This is a genomic window from Streptomyces zhihengii (assembly GCF_016919245.1).
GTDB lineage: Bacteria > Actinomycetota > Actinomycetes > Streptomycetales > Streptomycetaceae > Streptomyces > Streptomyces zhihengii.
Window position 1 is genome coordinate 3,232,954 of sequence record NZ_JAFEJA010000001.1, and the last position, 14,232, is coordinate 3,247,185.

Annotated in this window: 14 protein-coding genes and 1 pseudogene; 10 read left to right on the forward strand and 5 right to left on the reverse strand. The window is 73.1% G+C overall.

Annotated elements, in window-relative coordinates; translation table 11 throughout:
- Positions 1–82: 82 nt before the first annotated feature.
- A complete protein-coding gene (gene ilvA / locus JE024_RS13305; RefSeq protein ID WP_205373798.1) occupies positions 83–1,312 on the reverse strand; it encodes a threonine ammonia-lyase in 1,230 nt (409 codons plus the stop codon).
- Positions 1,313–1,464: 152 nt separating this feature from the next.
- Between ilvA and JE024_RS13310 the strand changes: the two genes are divergently transcribed.
- The 4 genes from JE024_RS13310 (at position 1,465) to JE024_RS13325 (ending at position 3,111) form a co-directional block, all read left to right on the forward strand.
- On the forward strand, positions 1,465–1,995 hold the full coding sequence (locus JE024_RS13310; RefSeq protein ID WP_205373799.1) for a MarR family winged helix-turn-helix transcriptional regulator: 531 nt from the start codon (positions 1,465–1,467) through the stop codon (positions 1,993–1,995).
- A gap of 124 nt (positions 1,996–2,119) precedes the next feature.
- The gene (locus JE024_RS13315; protein ID WP_205373800.1) at positions 2,120–2,590 is read left to right on the forward strand and encodes a sigma factor-like helix-turn-helix DNA-binding protein; all 471 of its coding nucleotides are present in this window, start codon (positions 2,120–2,122) and stop codon (positions 2,588–2,590) included.
- Positions 2,587–2,838 (forward strand): hypothetical protein, encoded by a 252-nt coding sequence (locus JE024_RS13320; RefSeq protein WP_205373801.1) that lies wholly within the window; start codon positions 2,587–2,589, stop codon positions 2,836–2,838. Before JE024_RS13315 ends, JE024_RS13320 begins: the two co-directional genes overlap by 4 nt.
- A gap of 81 nt (positions 2,839–2,919) precedes the next feature.
- Positions 2,920–3,111 (forward strand): DUF1059 domain-containing protein, encoded by a 192-nt coding sequence (locus JE024_RS13325; protein ID WP_205373802.1) that lies wholly within the window; start codon positions 2,920–2,922, stop codon positions 3,109–3,111.
- Between the two features lie 75 nt (positions 3,112–3,186).
- On the opposite strand, the gene JE024_RS13330 is transcribed toward JE024_RS13325, so the two are convergent.
- Positions 3,187–4,341 carry a cystathionine gamma-synthase gene (locus JE024_RS13330; protein WP_205373803.1) on the reverse strand — a complete coding sequence of 385 codons (1,155 nt, stop codon included), beginning with the start codon at positions 4,339–4,341 and terminating at the stop codon, positions 3,187–3,189.
- A gap of 306 nt (positions 4,342–4,647) precedes the next feature.
- Between JE024_RS13330 and JE024_RS13335 the strand changes: the two genes are divergently transcribed.
- From JE024_RS13335 to msrA, 4 genes are all read left to right on the forward strand, one after another.
- Positions 4,648–5,751, forward strand: a complete 1,104-nt coding sequence (locus JE024_RS13335; protein WP_205373804.1) for a hypothetical protein — start codon at positions 4,648–4,650, stop codon at positions 5,749–5,751.
- Between the two features lie 196 nt (positions 5,752–5,947).
- Positions 5,948–7,567 carry a M48 family metallopeptidase gene (locus JE024_RS13340; protein ID WP_205373805.1) on the forward strand — a complete coding sequence of 540 codons (1,620 nt, stop codon included), beginning with the start codon at positions 5,948–5,950 and terminating at the stop codon, positions 7,565–7,567.
- A gap of 28 nt (positions 7,568–7,595) precedes the next feature.
- Positions 7,596–8,711 carry a hypothetical protein gene (locus JE024_RS13345; protein WP_205373806.1) on the forward strand — a complete coding sequence of 372 codons (1,116 nt, stop codon included), beginning with the start codon at positions 7,596–7,598 and terminating at the stop codon, positions 8,709–8,711.
- Positions 8,712–8,787: 76 nt separating this feature from the next.
- Positions 8,788–9,459 carry a peptide-methionine (S)-S-oxide reductase MsrA gene (msrA, locus tag JE024_RS13350; protein WP_205373807.1) on the forward strand — a complete coding sequence of 224 codons (672 nt, stop codon included), beginning with the start codon at positions 8,788–8,790 and terminating at the stop codon, positions 9,457–9,459.
- 197 nt (positions 9,460–9,656) lie between these two features.
- On the opposite strand, the gene JE024_RS13355 is transcribed toward msrA, so the two are convergent.
- On the reverse strand, positions 9,657–11,138 hold the full coding sequence (locus JE024_RS13355; RefSeq protein WP_205373808.1) for a recombinase family protein: 1,482 nt from the start codon (positions 11,136–11,138) through the stop codon (positions 9,657–9,659).
- 53 nt (positions 11,139–11,191) lie between these two features.
- Here JE024_RS13355 and JE024_RS41060 point away from each other — a divergent pair.
- Positions 11,192–11,284: pseudogene (locus tag JE024_RS41060) on the forward strand (peptide-methionine (S)-S-oxide reductase MsrA); the annotation flags it as partial.
- A gap of 103 nt (positions 11,285–11,387) precedes the next feature.
- Here the strand turns inward: JE024_RS41060 and JE024_RS13360 are convergent.
- Together JE024_RS13360 and JE024_RS13365 are read right to left on the reverse strand one after the other, a co-directional pair.
- Entirely contained in the window at positions 11,388–11,837 is a 450-nt protein-coding gene (locus JE024_RS13360; RefSeq protein WP_205373809.1) for a hypothetical protein, read from the reverse strand.
- 82 nt (positions 11,838–11,919) lie between these two features.
- Positions 11,920–12,837, reverse strand: a complete 918-nt coding sequence (locus JE024_RS13365; protein ID WP_205373810.1) for a hypothetical protein — start codon at positions 12,835–12,837, stop codon at positions 11,920–11,922.
- Between the two features lie 441 nt (positions 12,838–13,278).
- Between JE024_RS13365 and JE024_RS13370 the strand changes: the two genes are divergently transcribed.
- Positions 13,279–14,148 (forward strand): peptidoglycan DD-metalloendopeptidase family protein, encoded by an 870-nt coding sequence (locus tag JE024_RS13370; RefSeq protein ID WP_205373811.1) that lies wholly within the window; start codon positions 13,279–13,281, stop codon positions 14,146–14,148.
- The last annotated feature ends 84 nt before the right edge of the window (positions 14,149–14,232 follow it).

Genomic DNA, 14,232 nt, shown 5'->3' on the forward strand with positions numbered 1-14,232 from the left:
CGCCGTGTCGCACCGGCCGGCACCCGCCCCGTGAAGGGGCGGCCGCCCAGGGGCGCTCGGGCCGGGGACCGCGTACGGGCCCTCAGTCGAGGACCGTGTACCCGGCGGCCCGCAGCGCGGCGGCGACCTCGTCGCAGTGCTCCGGACCCTTCGTCTCCAGCTGCAGCTCCACCTCGGCCTCCGTGAGCCCGAGACGCGGATCGGTCCGCACATGACTCACGTCGAGCACATTGGCATCCGCCACCGACAACGTGCCCAGCAGCGCCGCCAGCGCACCGGGCCGGTCCGTCAGCCGCAGACGCAGCGAGAGGTACCGGCCCGCCGCCGCCATGCCGTGCCGCAGGATCCGCTGCATCAGCAGCGGGTCCACGTTGCCGCCGGACAGCAGCGCGACCACCGGCCCGTCGAACGACCGCGGATCGCTCAGCAGCGCGGCCACCGTACTGGCGCCGGCTGGTTCGACGACCAGCTTGGCCCGCTCCAGGCACAGCAGCAGAGCGCTGGAGAGCGCGTCCTCGGAGACGGTACGGACCTCGTCCACCAGATCGCCAACGATTTTGAAGGGCACCTCCCCCGGCCTGCCGACCTTGATCCCGTCCGCCATCGTCACCGGCGTCGGGATCGACACCGGGCGGCCCGCCGCGAGCGACGGCGGATACGCCGCCGCCCCCTCCGCCTGCACCCCGATCACCTTCACGTCCGGCCGCAGCGCCTTCACCGCCACCGCCACCCCCGCCGCGAGCCCGCCGCCGCCCATGCCCACCAGGATCGTGCGCACCTCCGGGCACTGCTCCAGGATCTCCAGCCCGAGGGTGCCCTGACCCGCCACGATGTCCGGGTGGTCGAAGGGATGGATGAAGACCGCCCCGGACTCCCGGGCGAACTCCTGCGCCCGCTCCAGCGTCTCGTCCACCACCTGCCCCACCAGCCGCACGTCCGCCCCGTACTCGCGGGTCGCGGCGACCTTCGGCAGCGGCGCACCCACCGGCATGAAGACCGTCGACCGCACCCCGAGCAGCGACGACGCCAGCGCGACCCCCTGCGCGTGGTTGCCCGCGGACGCCGCGACCACCCCGGCCGCCCGCTCCTCCGGCCGCAGCCCCGAGATGCGCACATACGCGCCGCGCAGCTTGAACGACCCGGTGCGCTGGAGGTTCTCGCACTTCAGATGGACGGGGGAGCCCACCAGCGCGGACAGATGACGGCTGCCCTCCATCGGCGTCATCCGGGCGACGCCCGACAGCATCTTCTGCGCTCCCCGGACGTCGTCGAGAATCACCGGACCGAGGACCTGGGGCAGGCGGAAGCTCATGGCACAAGTCTCGCAGTTCGCCCGCGGCGCCGGGCCGCCGTCCGAATCCCGGGCCGCGGGGGACGGATTGTCCGGCACGCCTGTACGGCACCGCACGGCCGCGTACTCTGTCCCCCACCAACCGACCGCCGCACGAGAGAGCCCCCGCAGCCATGCCCACCTCACAGGACATGACGACAGATCTCGGTCCCGGACTCCTCGATGCCCTCCAGCACCAGGTGGCCGTCTTCGCACGGCGCGCGGAACAGACGCGCCTCGGCGGTGTCGGCCAGGTCCGCAACTCCATGGACCGCGCCGCCTACCTCCTGCTCAACCGCCTCGACCAGGAAGGCCCGATGGGCGTCAAGGCCCTCGCCGCCGGCATGGGCATCGACTCCTCGACGGTCACCCGGCAGGTCGCCCCGCTCGTCGACACCGGCCTGGTCAAGCGCACCTCGCACCCCGACGACGGCCGCGCCGTCGTCCTCCAGCTCTCCCCCCGCGGCCAGGCCCGGCTCGACGAGGTCCGCGCCTCGCGCCGCGAGCTGATGCGCCAGGTCACCGACGGATGGACCGAGAGCGAACGCGAGTCGTTCTGCACCCTGCTCACCCGCTTCAACACCGCGCTCTCCGCCCGCCAGGCCGGACAGGGCACCGCCGAAGGCCCGGCCGGCACGGAAGGACAGGCTCCGCCCGCCTCCTGACGGACGGGCCCGGCAGGCCGCGGCACCGCCGCCGCGACCCCGGGGAAACGCCTCCCGGGGCCCGGCGCACACCGCCCCCGCCGACCCCTTGACCCCGGCCCCTGTCCGGGCCCTATATGAAGGTGTGAGCGAACGGCACTCGGACCGTGACCGGCGCCGCGCCCGCGAGTTCGACGGCTTCGTGGCGGGCGCGGGCGGACGGCTGCTCCACGTCGCCACCCTGCTCACCGCCGAACCCCCCGACGCCAACCCGGCCGCCCAGCGGCTGCTGACCGCCTCCCTCGCGCGCACCTACGCCGACTGGGACCGGCTGCGCGGCGAGGACCCGTACGACCGCACCCGCCAGGACCTGGCCCGGCGCTTCGCCCGCACCGCCTGGCGCCACCACCGCACCGCCGGCGGCGTCCTCGACCGCCTCACCCCGCTGGAACGCCTGGTCCTGGTGCTGCGGGTGTACGACGCGGTCGCCGAGGAACAGGTGGCCGCCCAGCTCGGCATCCCCGCCGACCGCGTCCGCGCCGCCTGCACCCGCGCCGTCGCCGTCATGCGCGGCGGCCCCTCCGCCCCGCGGGCCCGGCTGGGGACGACGGCATGAGCGGCACCGAACGCAAGGAGAGCGAGGTCCGCAGGATGATGCAGACCCCCGCCCCCGGCGTCCCCGCCGACCTCGGCGTCCGCGCCGCCGCCCGCGGCGGACGGCTGCTGCGCCGCCACCGCGCCCTGCGCAGGACCGGCTGGGCCCTGCTGGTCGCCGCACTCCTGGCGCTCACCCTGTGGGCCCTGGTCACCGAGCCGTGGCTGGCGCCCCCGTCGCCGACCAGCCCGCCCGTCGTCGGCTTCTGACGCCCTTCCGCCGCCCTGATGTCCCGGCCGCCGCGAACTATCCTGGAGACCTGGGGCCGCAACACGGCAGAGGAGGCCCTCATGACCAGGAAAGTCGCAGACTGCCGCAACACTCCCAGCGTCTCCGGATGCACCCTCACCATCTCCGGTGAGGAAGAGGAGGTCGTACGGGCTGCCGCGGAGCACGCCGTCTCCGTCCACGAGCACGCCGACAGCCCCGAGCTGCGCCGGATGATCCGTGAATCCCTCGAGGACGAGAAGGTACCCGCCTGAGACGGACCGGCACACGCGACGGGGCCCCGGCCGCACCTGTGCGGCCGGGGCCCCGTCGCGCGGGAGCGGCAGGGCTCAGCCGAGCGCCTGCTTCAGGTCGGCCAGCAGGTCGTCGGCGGCCTCGATGCCCACCGACAGCCGGACCAGGTCGCCCGGCACCTCCAGCGCCGAACCGACCACCGACGCGTGGGTCATCCGCCCCGGGTGCTCGATCAGCGACTCCACGCCGCCCAGCGACTCACCCAGCGTGAACAGCTTCGCGCGGTCGCAGACCGCGACCGCCGCCGCCTCCCCGCCCTCGACCCGGAACGACACCATCCCGCCGAACGCCTTCATCTGCTTCGCCGCGACCTCGTGCCCCGGGTGCTCCGGCAGCCCCGGGTACAGCACCTGTGTCACCTTCGGGTGCCGGGTGAGCATCTCCGCCACCCGCTCCGCGTTCTCGCTGTGCCGGTCCATGCGCACCGGCAGCGTCTTGATGCCGCGCAGCACCAGCCACGCGTCGAACGGGCCCGCGACCGCGCCCATCGCGTTCTGGTGGTAGGCCAGTTCCTCGCCCAGCTCCGCGTCCGCGGCGATCAGCGCACCGCCGACGACGTCCGAGTGGCCGCCCATGTACTTCGTCAGCGAGTGCACCACCACGTCCGCGCCGAGCGCGATCGGCTGCTGGAGATAGGGGCTCGCGAAGGTGTTGTCCACGACGAGCCTCGCCCCCGCGGAACGCGCCACGTCGGCCACCGCGGCGATGTCCGTGATCCCGAGCAGCGGGTTCGACGGCGTCTCGACCCAGATCACCTTCGTGCGGTCGTTCACCGCGGCGCGCACCGCCGCCGGGTCCGAGGTGTCCGCCACCGAGAAGTCCACGCCCCAGCGCTGCACGACCTTCGCGAACAGCCGGAACGTGCCGCCGTAGGCGTCGTTCGGGATCACCACGTGGGCACCGGGCGCCAGCAGTGTCCGCAGCAGGGCGTCCTCGGCGGCGAGCCCGGACGCGAACGCCAGGCCCCGGCGGCCGCCCTCGATCGCGGCGAGGTTCTCCTCCAGGGCGGTACGCGTCGGATTCGCGCTGCGGCTGTACTCGTAACCGCCCCGCAGACCGCCCACCCCGTCCTGCTTGTAGGTGGACACCTGGTAGATCGGGGGCACCACGGCCCCGGTCAGCGGGTCGGCGGTGTTGCCCGCATGGATGGCGCGGGTCTCGAAGCTGTGCACGCTGTGGTCGTCGCTCATGAGGCCCGAGCGTAGTCCCGCCGACGGCCCGCCGCGGCCGGGAACCCGCCCGCTCCGCGCGGGCGAGGCGGGCGGCACGCGGCCCGGGGCGGCCGGCCCGGTCCCCACGGCCCCGGCGGCGGGGGACCCGGCCCGGCCGGGAGGGGGGACGGACGGGGAACCCGGCCCGGCCGGGAGGGGGGACGGACGGGGAACCCGGCCCGGCCGGGAGGGGGGACGGACGGGGAACCCGACCCGGCCCGGCAGCCCGGACGGACGGCATACCCGACCCGGCCCGGCAGCCGGGGCGTCCGGGACAATGGAGCCATGGAGATTCTCTGGTTCCTGATCGCGATGGCCATGCTGGCCGCGGTCATCGGCCCCGTCATGATGCGCCGCCGCGCCGGAATCCGGCTCGCCGCCCCCGGCTCCCCCGACGCCGCGGACCCCGACACCTACGGCTTCGTGCGCCAGGAACTGCTCGACGTGCGCCTGCCCGGCCCCGACCAGGACCTCCTCGACGTCCTCGACGTCGTCCAGCGCACCCAGGACTGGCGCGCCGCCGCCCAGCTCCTCGCCGGCACCCCCAAGGAGGGCGAGGTCCGCTGGCAGCGCGTCCAGGCCTTCGCCGGCGCCGCCTCCCTCGAACTCGCCCAGCAGCCCGGCACCGGCGGCGCGTGGCTGCGCGCCTGGCGCTCGGAGTCCCCCAAGGACGCGGGCGGCGCCCAGGTGCACGCCGAGTTCCTCGTCCAGCAGGCCTGGCGCACCGCCACCGCCGGCACCGACGAGTTCCGCATCATCCTGGAGGAGGCCCGCGCCGTCTGCTCCGAGGCCACCCTGCTCGCCCCGGGCGACCCGGTCCCGTACATCACCGACCTCGCCGTCGCCCGCGGCCTGGGCGACTCCCACGAGCAGTTCGACCAGCTCTGGGCCAAGGTCATCGACCGCGCCCCCGACCACATGGGCGCCCACCTCGCCGCGCTCCACCACCTCTGCGAGAAGTGGCACGGCTCCCGCGAGGACGCCGACCACTTCGCCACCACCGCCGCCGCCCGCGCCCCGCGCGGCTCCCTGCTCGCCGCGCTGCCGCTCTTCGCCGTCTACGAGCACCTGCCCGAGGTCAACCTGGTCGGCAGCTTCTACCAGGGCGCCGTCGTCACCAAGGCCCTGGAAGGCGCCCTGTACGCGGTCCATTCCGCCCGCGCCGACGACCCGATGCTCGCCCATGTGCGCCACCTGCTCGTGCTGTTCCTGGTCCGCTCCGAGCGCTGGGCCGAGGCGATGAACCAGCTCGTCCACGTCGACGGCCACGTGGGCGCCCTGCCCTGGACGCACAGCGGCGACCCGGCCGCCGAGTACACCGTCTACCGCGCCCTGGCCGTCGCCGGCTACGAGGCGAACGGCGGCAGCCCGGCCACGCTGCTGCGCTGAGCCGAGCCGGCCCCGCGTGCCGGACCCGGCCCCGGGCTGCGGAAGGACGCGGGGCCGGGATCGCCCCGGGGCGAGGCCCGCCCGGCGACGGGCACGAACCGATCTTGCTCCGACCCGACTCGATGGGTGATACTCCGCTTCCCCCCACCACGCCGTGCCATGTCCGCATTTCTTTCCCGTGGGGGGAACCCGCCCGATGGGCACCACCCTGCGCGCGCTGCGCGCACTCGTCCTGCTCGCCGGCCTCCATCTGCTCGGCCTGCTGCTCCTCGTGCTGCTCGCGGGCACCGGGTACCTGCTGCACCTCCTCGTGCCGGCCGCCCTCGCCGCCACGCTCTGCCTCGTCCTCCTCCTGCTCGCGATCCCCGTGGTGCGCGGACTGTCCATGCTCCGCCTCTCCGAGGACGACGCCGTCGGGCTGCCCGTCGGCGAGGCCGACGAGCCCCGGCTGTGGGCCACCGTCCGGGAAGTCGCCGACGACCTCTCCACCCGCGCGCCGACGAAGATCGTCCTCACCGCGGAGACGGCCGCCACCGTCACCGAACGCACGCGCCTGCTCGGCCTCGTCGGCGGCCCGCTCCGTCTCCACCTGGGCGTTCCGCTCCTCCAAGGGCTGAACGAGGGCCAACTGCGCGCCCTCGTCGCCCACGAGCTGGGCCGCCACGCCACCGACTCCCGACTCGCCGCCCTCGACGCGCGCTGCCAGGACCGCGTCGCGCGCACCCTGACCCTCGCCGGTCGCCGCCCGGCCGGAGACGGCGGAGACGAGCACGGCCACGTGCACGGCGACACCGACGACGGGCACCTGCACGTGTTCGCCACGGGCCGCCCGAGCGGACCGGCCGGCGGACGCGGCTCCGGCATCACCCACCGCGCCGCGGCACGTGTCCGCGCCACCTGGGCCCGCCGCTGTCTCCGTGCCACCCTCGCGGCCGCCCACCGGCGCGCGTACGCCGCCGACGACGCCGCCGTCCGCGTCGCCGGCCGCGACGCGACCGCGTCCGCGCTGCGCGAACTCCACGCCCTCGACTCCGCGTACGCCTACTACCTCCACTGCTACGCACTGATCGGCATCCCCGCCCGTACCCTGCCGCCCCGCGGCCGGCTCTTCGGCGACTTCGGTTCCCTGCTCACCGCACGCCAGCTCGAACTCGTGCCGCTGCGCCTGCGTCCGCCGGCGGACCCCGGGTCGGCACACGACCCGCACCCGCCCCTCGCCGACCGCGTCCGCCGGATCGAGGCCCTGCCCGGCGACGGACGCGCCGACGACGGCACCGGCCCGGCCGCCGATCTCCTCACCGACCCGGCGCGGACCTACGCCGCTCTGGAGGACGCGGTCCTCGCCCCCGAGACGCTCTCCTGCGGCCGCGCCGCCGGCTGGCAGGAACTTCTCGACGCCGCCATGACCGCACGGCTCACGGTGTCCGGCACCCCCCTGCACCGGGCCACCGCCATGTACACCCGCACACCGGCGTCGCTGCACGCCGTACTCGGGGTCGTCGACGACGGGCAGCTCTGGAAACTCGCCCTGCGGATGCCGCTGTCCGACCAGGCCGTGCGGGCCGAGGGGCGAGCCTTCCGCGAATTCGTCCGGCCCGCGCTGCGCCGCGACCTGCGCACCATGACCCTGGCCGAACTCTCCGCACGCGGAGCGCTCACCTGGCACTTCTCCTGGGCCGAAGCCGCGTCCGTACGACTGCCCGCCGCTCCCGACGGCTGTGAACACGACCTGGACACGGCGCTGGACGCGGCAGTCGCCGACCGCCCCGACACGGCCCCGCTGCGCGCCCTGCTCGCCGCCGAGCCCGCCGCCTGAACTCCCTCCCTACACCACTGGAAGCTCCGTGAAGATCATCCTCTGGGTCGTGCTGACCCCGGTCGTCCTCCTCCTGCTCGGCCTCGGCCTCTATCTCCTCAAAGCCATCGTCCAGGGCGCCTTCGAAGGCTGGCGCAGTGCCGGGAACGGCGACGACGACGGGAGCTACCGACTCCCCGACGAGGCGACCGCCCTCGGCATGCTGCCGCCGAACCGGCAGGACACCGACAACGCCGCCCCGGTCCCCGCGGAACTCGCCGCGGCGAAGGCCGCGACGCTCACGAACGACTGGAAGTCCGTCGCGGCGCTGTTCGAGGCGGTGGGCACGGACTGGGAGCGGCGCGGCGCCTACTCGGAGAAGCTGGCCGACATGGCGGCGGTCGAGGACGAATGGCTGATCGCCTGGGAGACCGCACGTCCCGACGACCCGACCGCCGCTCTGCTGCGGGCCCGCAGCACGGTCTTCCTCGCATGGCGCCTCCGCGGCTCCCAGCGGGCGAAGCACACCACGAGCGAGCAGTTCGACGGCTTCCACCGCACCCTCGCCCGGTCCCGCGAGATGAACGCCCGAGCGGCTGACCTCGCACCCGGCGACCCGACGCCGCTCATCAGCGAGATCTGGACCGCGATCGGCATGGGCTACCCGCACAGCGACATGGACCGCATATGGTCCGAGATCGTCGCCCGTGCCCCGCACCACTTCGAGGCGCACTTCTCCGCCCTCCAGTACTGGTGCGCCAAGTGGCGCGGCTCCGAGCAGCTGGCCCGCGCGTTCGCGGCCGAGGCCGCCGCCGGGGCCCCGCTCGGCAGTCTGCTGACCGTCTTCCCGCTGATCGCCCACTTCGAGCACCACGACGACGACAGCACCACGGAGGCCGACAGCACACCCGAGATGATCGCCCTGGTCGACGCCTGCCTCGCCGACGCGGCCGCCGCCCCCGCCGATCACCCTCGTCTGCCCGAGGTCCGGCACCTCCTGGCCTACTACCTGTCCCTCCAGGACCGGGACGCGGCATCCGTCGAGCAGTTCCGCCTGGTCGACGGGCATGTCGACGCCCTCCCGTGGCGCTACCGCGCCGACCCGGCGGCCGCCTACTGCCGACTGCGGGACATCACGCTCCGGCAGGCCGCGGCCACCACCTGAGCCGTACCCGGCGACGGAATGCCCGGGGGCCCTGGGGCGTTGACGACTGAGCCCCCATCCGTGAAGGAGTCGCACCATGCTCTTCGGCCGTACCCCCGTGCTGCCCACCCCCGAGGAGGCCCTCACGGGCCGCCCCACCCCGTCCTTCACCGTCCCGGACCGGCACACCGTCCTCGGCAACCCCCTGCTCGGCCCGTACCCGCAGGGCCTGGAGGTCGCCGACTTCGCGCTGGGCTGCTTCTGGGGCGCGGAGCGGAAGTTCTGGCAGGTGCCGGGGGTGTGGACGACCCTGGTCGGCTACCAGGGCGGCTACACGGAGAACCCGACCTACGAGGAGGCCTGCTCGGGCCGGACGGGCCACACCGAGGCCGTACGCGTGGTCTTCGACCCCGCGCAGGTCGGCTACGAGCAGCTCCTGAAGCTGTTCTGGGAGTCCCACGACCCCACCCAGGGCTTCCGCCAGGGCAACGACGTGGGCACCCAGTACCGCTCCGCGATCCACACCCACTCCCCCGCCCAGGCCGCGGCGGCGGAGGCCTCGCGCGCCGCCTACCAGAAGGTCCTCGGCGGCTCCGGCTACGGCACCATCACCACGGAGATCCTCCCGGCCGAGGGCAGGCCCTTCTACCCGGCCGAGGCATATCACCAGCAGTACCTTTCGGACGCGAAGAACCCGAACGGCTACTGCGGCATCGGCGGCACGGGCGTGAGCTGCCCGATCGGCGTCGCCAAGGCGCCCGGGGAGTGAGCAACCCCTCGCTCCCCGACTTGGCGCACGAGCGGCTGACCCGGCTCTGGCAGGCCTCGGCCTGCCGGAGCCGGTCGCTGCCGTAGGGGGCCTGGCCGGCGAGAGCGTTCAACACGCCGGCAGCGGTAGTCCGGACCCCCAACACAGCGACGGGGCACCGGCCGGATGATCGTGCCCCTTTCCGCTTCAGCTCGCGGTCAGTCACGCCACTTCGGGACCAGCAGGTCAGGGTTGAAGGGGCGTCGGCCTCCACCGCCTACCGGCAGGACGACAACCGCATGCAGCGCCTCCCTGATCAGAGCGCGCTTCTGCGCCAGGTCGAGCCTGCCGGAGTTCCAGCGCCCCCGGACGTCTCCGGTTACCTCGGCTGCGCGCTGTTGGTTGAGGACGTGGCGAGTACGGTCCTCACGAAGTTGCTTGACCCGGGATTCCATTCTCTGGTTCTCAGGGAAGAACAACTCGTCCGAGATCTGGTCCTTCTGCCAAGCCTGCAGCAGCTTGCGTTGCTTCCGCGTCAATCGGTCCAGCTCGCCCTCCCCTGCCCATCTCGTTTCCACCTGCACCGCGCCGACTCGTTCCTCCAGCTTTGACAAAACTGCTTCGGTAATGAATTCGTCGATCTTGGCGCCATTGCGGCCCGTTCCACCGCAACCGCCCATTTCTCTGCTGGGACACTGGTACAGGTAGCCGCCGGAGAGGTCCGGTCGCACGGCCGCACGAAGGGGCGAGTTGCAGATCCGGCCGTCCCCTCCAGGCTTTCCGCATCGAAGGATTCCGGTCAGCAGATACGACGGGGTGCGGTAGTCCGCGACCGTTCCGTCAGCTTTCACCCGGGGGCCGACGCGGGCCGAGAAGATGGCGTCGATGGCCATCCACTCCTTCGAGGTGATAATCGGCTCCCAGCGACCCACAACCGGCACGCCGTTGGCGTCACGGACCAGCTCTCCGTTGTGCTTCCGCCAGCCACACAACCGCGGGTTCCACATCGCGAGTTTGAGGGATCGACTCGCCCACGCCTTGCCGTTGATCGTACGGACGTCGGCATCCCGCCACTCTCGAAGGATCGAGTGCATGGACCTGCCCGCGATCACCTCACGGGCACCCTTCGCCAGCCACGCCGCTTCCTCAGGCTCCAGCGTGAGCTTGTCGACCTGCCAACCGAACGGGCGCTTTCCGCCTACGGGGATGCCCATTTCTGCGCGAGCACGGTGCGAGCGGCGCGCACGCCGCTGCATCTTGCGCACCTCCATCTTGGAGATGACGACGCCGAAGAGCCCCATGGACTCCACATCCTCGCTGTAGAGGTTCTTCGACCCCTTGGCGTCGGCGTAGAGGCGGCCCTCCTCGTAGGTGAGCGCGTCCACGAACCGCTCGTAGTCCCCGGCTCTGCGCGCGAGCCGGTCGTCCGCAACGACGATGACGCCTCGAACCGGCTGTCCGTCAGGCAGGTGACCTGCCTTGAGCGACTTCACCATGGTCTCGAAGTCCGGGCGAAGCACACCCGCCTTCGCCGCCGACAGGTCATTGTCGGTGTAGCGGTGAACGATGGTCCAGCCCAGGCGGACCGCCGTCTCCGCATTCACTTTGTGCTGGTCCTCGACGCCGTGGCCGTCCCTGGCCGTGTCGACGGAGATACGCGCGTAGGAGACGACAGGGATCACCGATACCGCTTCACCCATTTCCCACCCCTTCACTAAGAGTAGCTAAACCTACGCGAAGAGGAGTCGCGCTGCAGTGGTACCTCGACAAGAATCCGGCCGGCTACTGCGGCATCGGCGGCACGGGCGTGAGCTGCCCGATCGGCGTCGCGAAGGCCGGCGACTGAGGCGTGCTCCGCACGCCTCAGCTTTGAGGCACCGCCCGGGGGCCCGGGGGAACCGTCGTCCGGTTCCCCCGGGCCCCCGGCTCGCGCGGGTGCCGTCAGGAGGTCAGACCGCCCACTTGTCGCAGGTGCCGGCGCTCACCCAGCGGTGCGAGCTGATCGCGTTGCTGACCAGGACGCCGCTGGTGAAGTAGTCGTTGGTGAGGTCGGAGGCGTAGCCCTCGTTGCGGGACAGGCAGATGTGGCCGCCGGTCCACGTGGCTGTGCCGTTGAAGAACTGGACCTCCTGGTTGTTGCCCTTGTTCAGGATGGACGTCGCCTTGTTGGCGTCGCCGCCCTGGAAGCTGCCGCCGCTGTCACCCCAGTTGGCGTCGTTGCCCGCGGCCCGGCCCAGGAGGCCCTCGCAGTAGGTGTAGTCGTAGGCGTACATGTAGCCGGAGAGCGCACCCGAGTAGTTGTCGGCGCAGGACGCGGCGGCCTGCGCGGAGGAGACGGGGACGGCGACTCCGAGAGCGGCCATGGCCAGGACGGTCAGTGCGGCGGGCATCTTCTTCATGACAGGACTCCTCGATCATCGGTCGGGTGGGACGGTCCGCGGACAGGAACCACGGAAATCTGTGGTGGAGCGTGCGGCGGGTTCAGAGGTCCCGGGCCCGGGAGAGGGCGGCCAGGCGCATCGTCCGGTAGGCGGTGAACTCCCCGGCGTGATCGGCGAGCGCCTTCGCCCGGTACTCCCTCTCCAGCGAGCGCGCCGTCGTCCCCAGGGATGTCTCCCGGGCGCATTCCGCCTCGGTGACGGCGAGCTCGACCTCCGCCCGCTGTGCTTCGTCCTCGCTCATCCCCTGGACGAGGCCGTCTCTCTTCTCACGGATCTCGTCCGGGCTGCGGAACGGCTTCCCCGCCTTCGCCATGCACCGCGCCCAGGCGTCGGACGCCGAGGTCAGGCGCTCGTCCCGGAGGATGAGCGGGACGTACAGCGGCGTCAGCGACGTCACGGTCTTCGCGGCACGGAACCAGGCCGCGTGGTCGCCGTACAGGTGCTCCCGCGCCTCGGCGTGACATCCCTCGCGCGGGGTGCGGACCGCGCCGCCGGAGGGCAGTTCGGCGGTGACGACGTCGTCCAAGTCCCCGTCGAGGGCCAGCGAGTAGCGGATGCGCTCCCGTTCGGGCAGGGCGTTGGCGTAGGTGATGTTGGGGTGGGTGCGGCGCGTCTGCTCGGCCGCGCGGTCGAACGCGCGGCCGTACCCGTGGCGGCGGGCCCAGTCGACGTCGTCGACGACGTACCGGCCCGTCTTGCGTTCCTCGACGCCCGCCACCGGGCCGGGCCAGTAGCGGAAGCCCTCGCGTTCCATGCACCGCAGGACGAGGCGGTCCTCCGCGCGGTCGATCTCGACCTCCTCCGCCGGGGTCAGGTCCCTGAGCCGGGTGTCCGGCGGGGCGGCTTCCCCCTGCGAGGGGCGCGCTGCGTCCGCCCGCTCCCCCTGACCGCCTCCGCAGCCCGCGGTGAGGCACAGGAGCACGACGAGCGGGACGAGAGCGGATGTCCTCCTGCGCATCCGGCACGCTCCTTCCCTCTCCGGGGAGCCCACGGCTCCGCATATGACGGGTGTGGAGAAGCCACCGGGATCCCAGGCCGGCGGCGGCTTCACCGAGGAGATTAGGGACGGCCGCCGGAGCCGGCTGTGTCGTGCGTGCGCCGTCCTTGGCCGCTCGTGCAGGCCGGGCGGGGCCGGGCGGGGGCCGTCCTCGGCCCGTCGTGCGCGGCCGCGAGGGGCCGGTCCGCGCGGCCGGCAGGAGCCGTGCGTGCGCCGTCCTCGGCCCGTCATGTCCCGCCGGGCCGGGGCCGTGTCCCGGCGGTGGGCCAGCCCGGAGGCGCCGCCCGGCCGCCCCCGGGCCTCCCCCGGACGGCATGCCTATATCAAGTTCTACGCGCGTAGGATACGGTGGCCCCGCGTTCTCCTGTGACTTCAAGTGGCCTATGGGACAAGGGAGTTGACATGTGTGAACACCATGCGGAAGACAGCGGCCGGGCACGCGCGGGGCGAGGCCTGGTCAGCCGGCGGGCGCTGCTCCGGGGATCGGCCGCCGCGCTCGGGGTGGCCGCCGGCAGCGGACTGCTCGCGGCGGCCCCCGCGCACGCGCTGAACCTCTACAACCCCTTCAGCGGCTACCCGCTCACCAGCGGCTGGCAGGACCACATCAACCGCGGCTCGCTCGGCGGGATCGACTACGCGATGGGCGTCGGCACGGCGCTGCCGGCCGCGGACGCCGGGACCGTCACCAACATCGCGGACAACGGGACCGGCGGCCACACGGTGACCATCACCCACGGCGACGGCTACCGGACCCAGTACATGCACCTGTCGCGGTTCGCGGTGGCCAACGGCACCTGGGTGCCGAGGGGAGGCATCGTCGGCTGGTCCGGCGGCGCGGCGGGCGCCCCCGGCTCGGGCAACTCCACCGGCCCTCATCTGCACTGGCACCTCATCACCCCGGGCGGCGTCCGGGTCAACCCGCTCGACCACCTGGGCGGCGGGGGCGGCGGACTGCCCAAGACGTCGACGGAGCAGGACGGCGTCCCCGGGCCCGTCATGTGGCGGCGGGCGCAGAACTGGCTGCGCATCGAGTCCGGTTACACCGGCCCGATCGACGGCGTACCCGGCCCGAACACCTACGCCGCCCTCCAGCGGAACATGCGGAACTGGGGCTACACCGGCCCCGTCGACGGCGCCCCCGGCCCCAACACCTGGGCGGCCGTCCAGCGGCTCGCCGCCGCCCACGGCTACACGGGCCCGATCGACGGGGCGATGGGCCCGGGCTCCTGGCGCGGCTTCGCCCGCTTCCTCAACCAGGACCGCTGGGACTAGACCGCTCCCGGCCCGAGAGGACGGCGGGCCGCCCCCGGGCCGTCGCGGCACGCAAAACCGGGTGAACCCGGACCGCACCGCCCG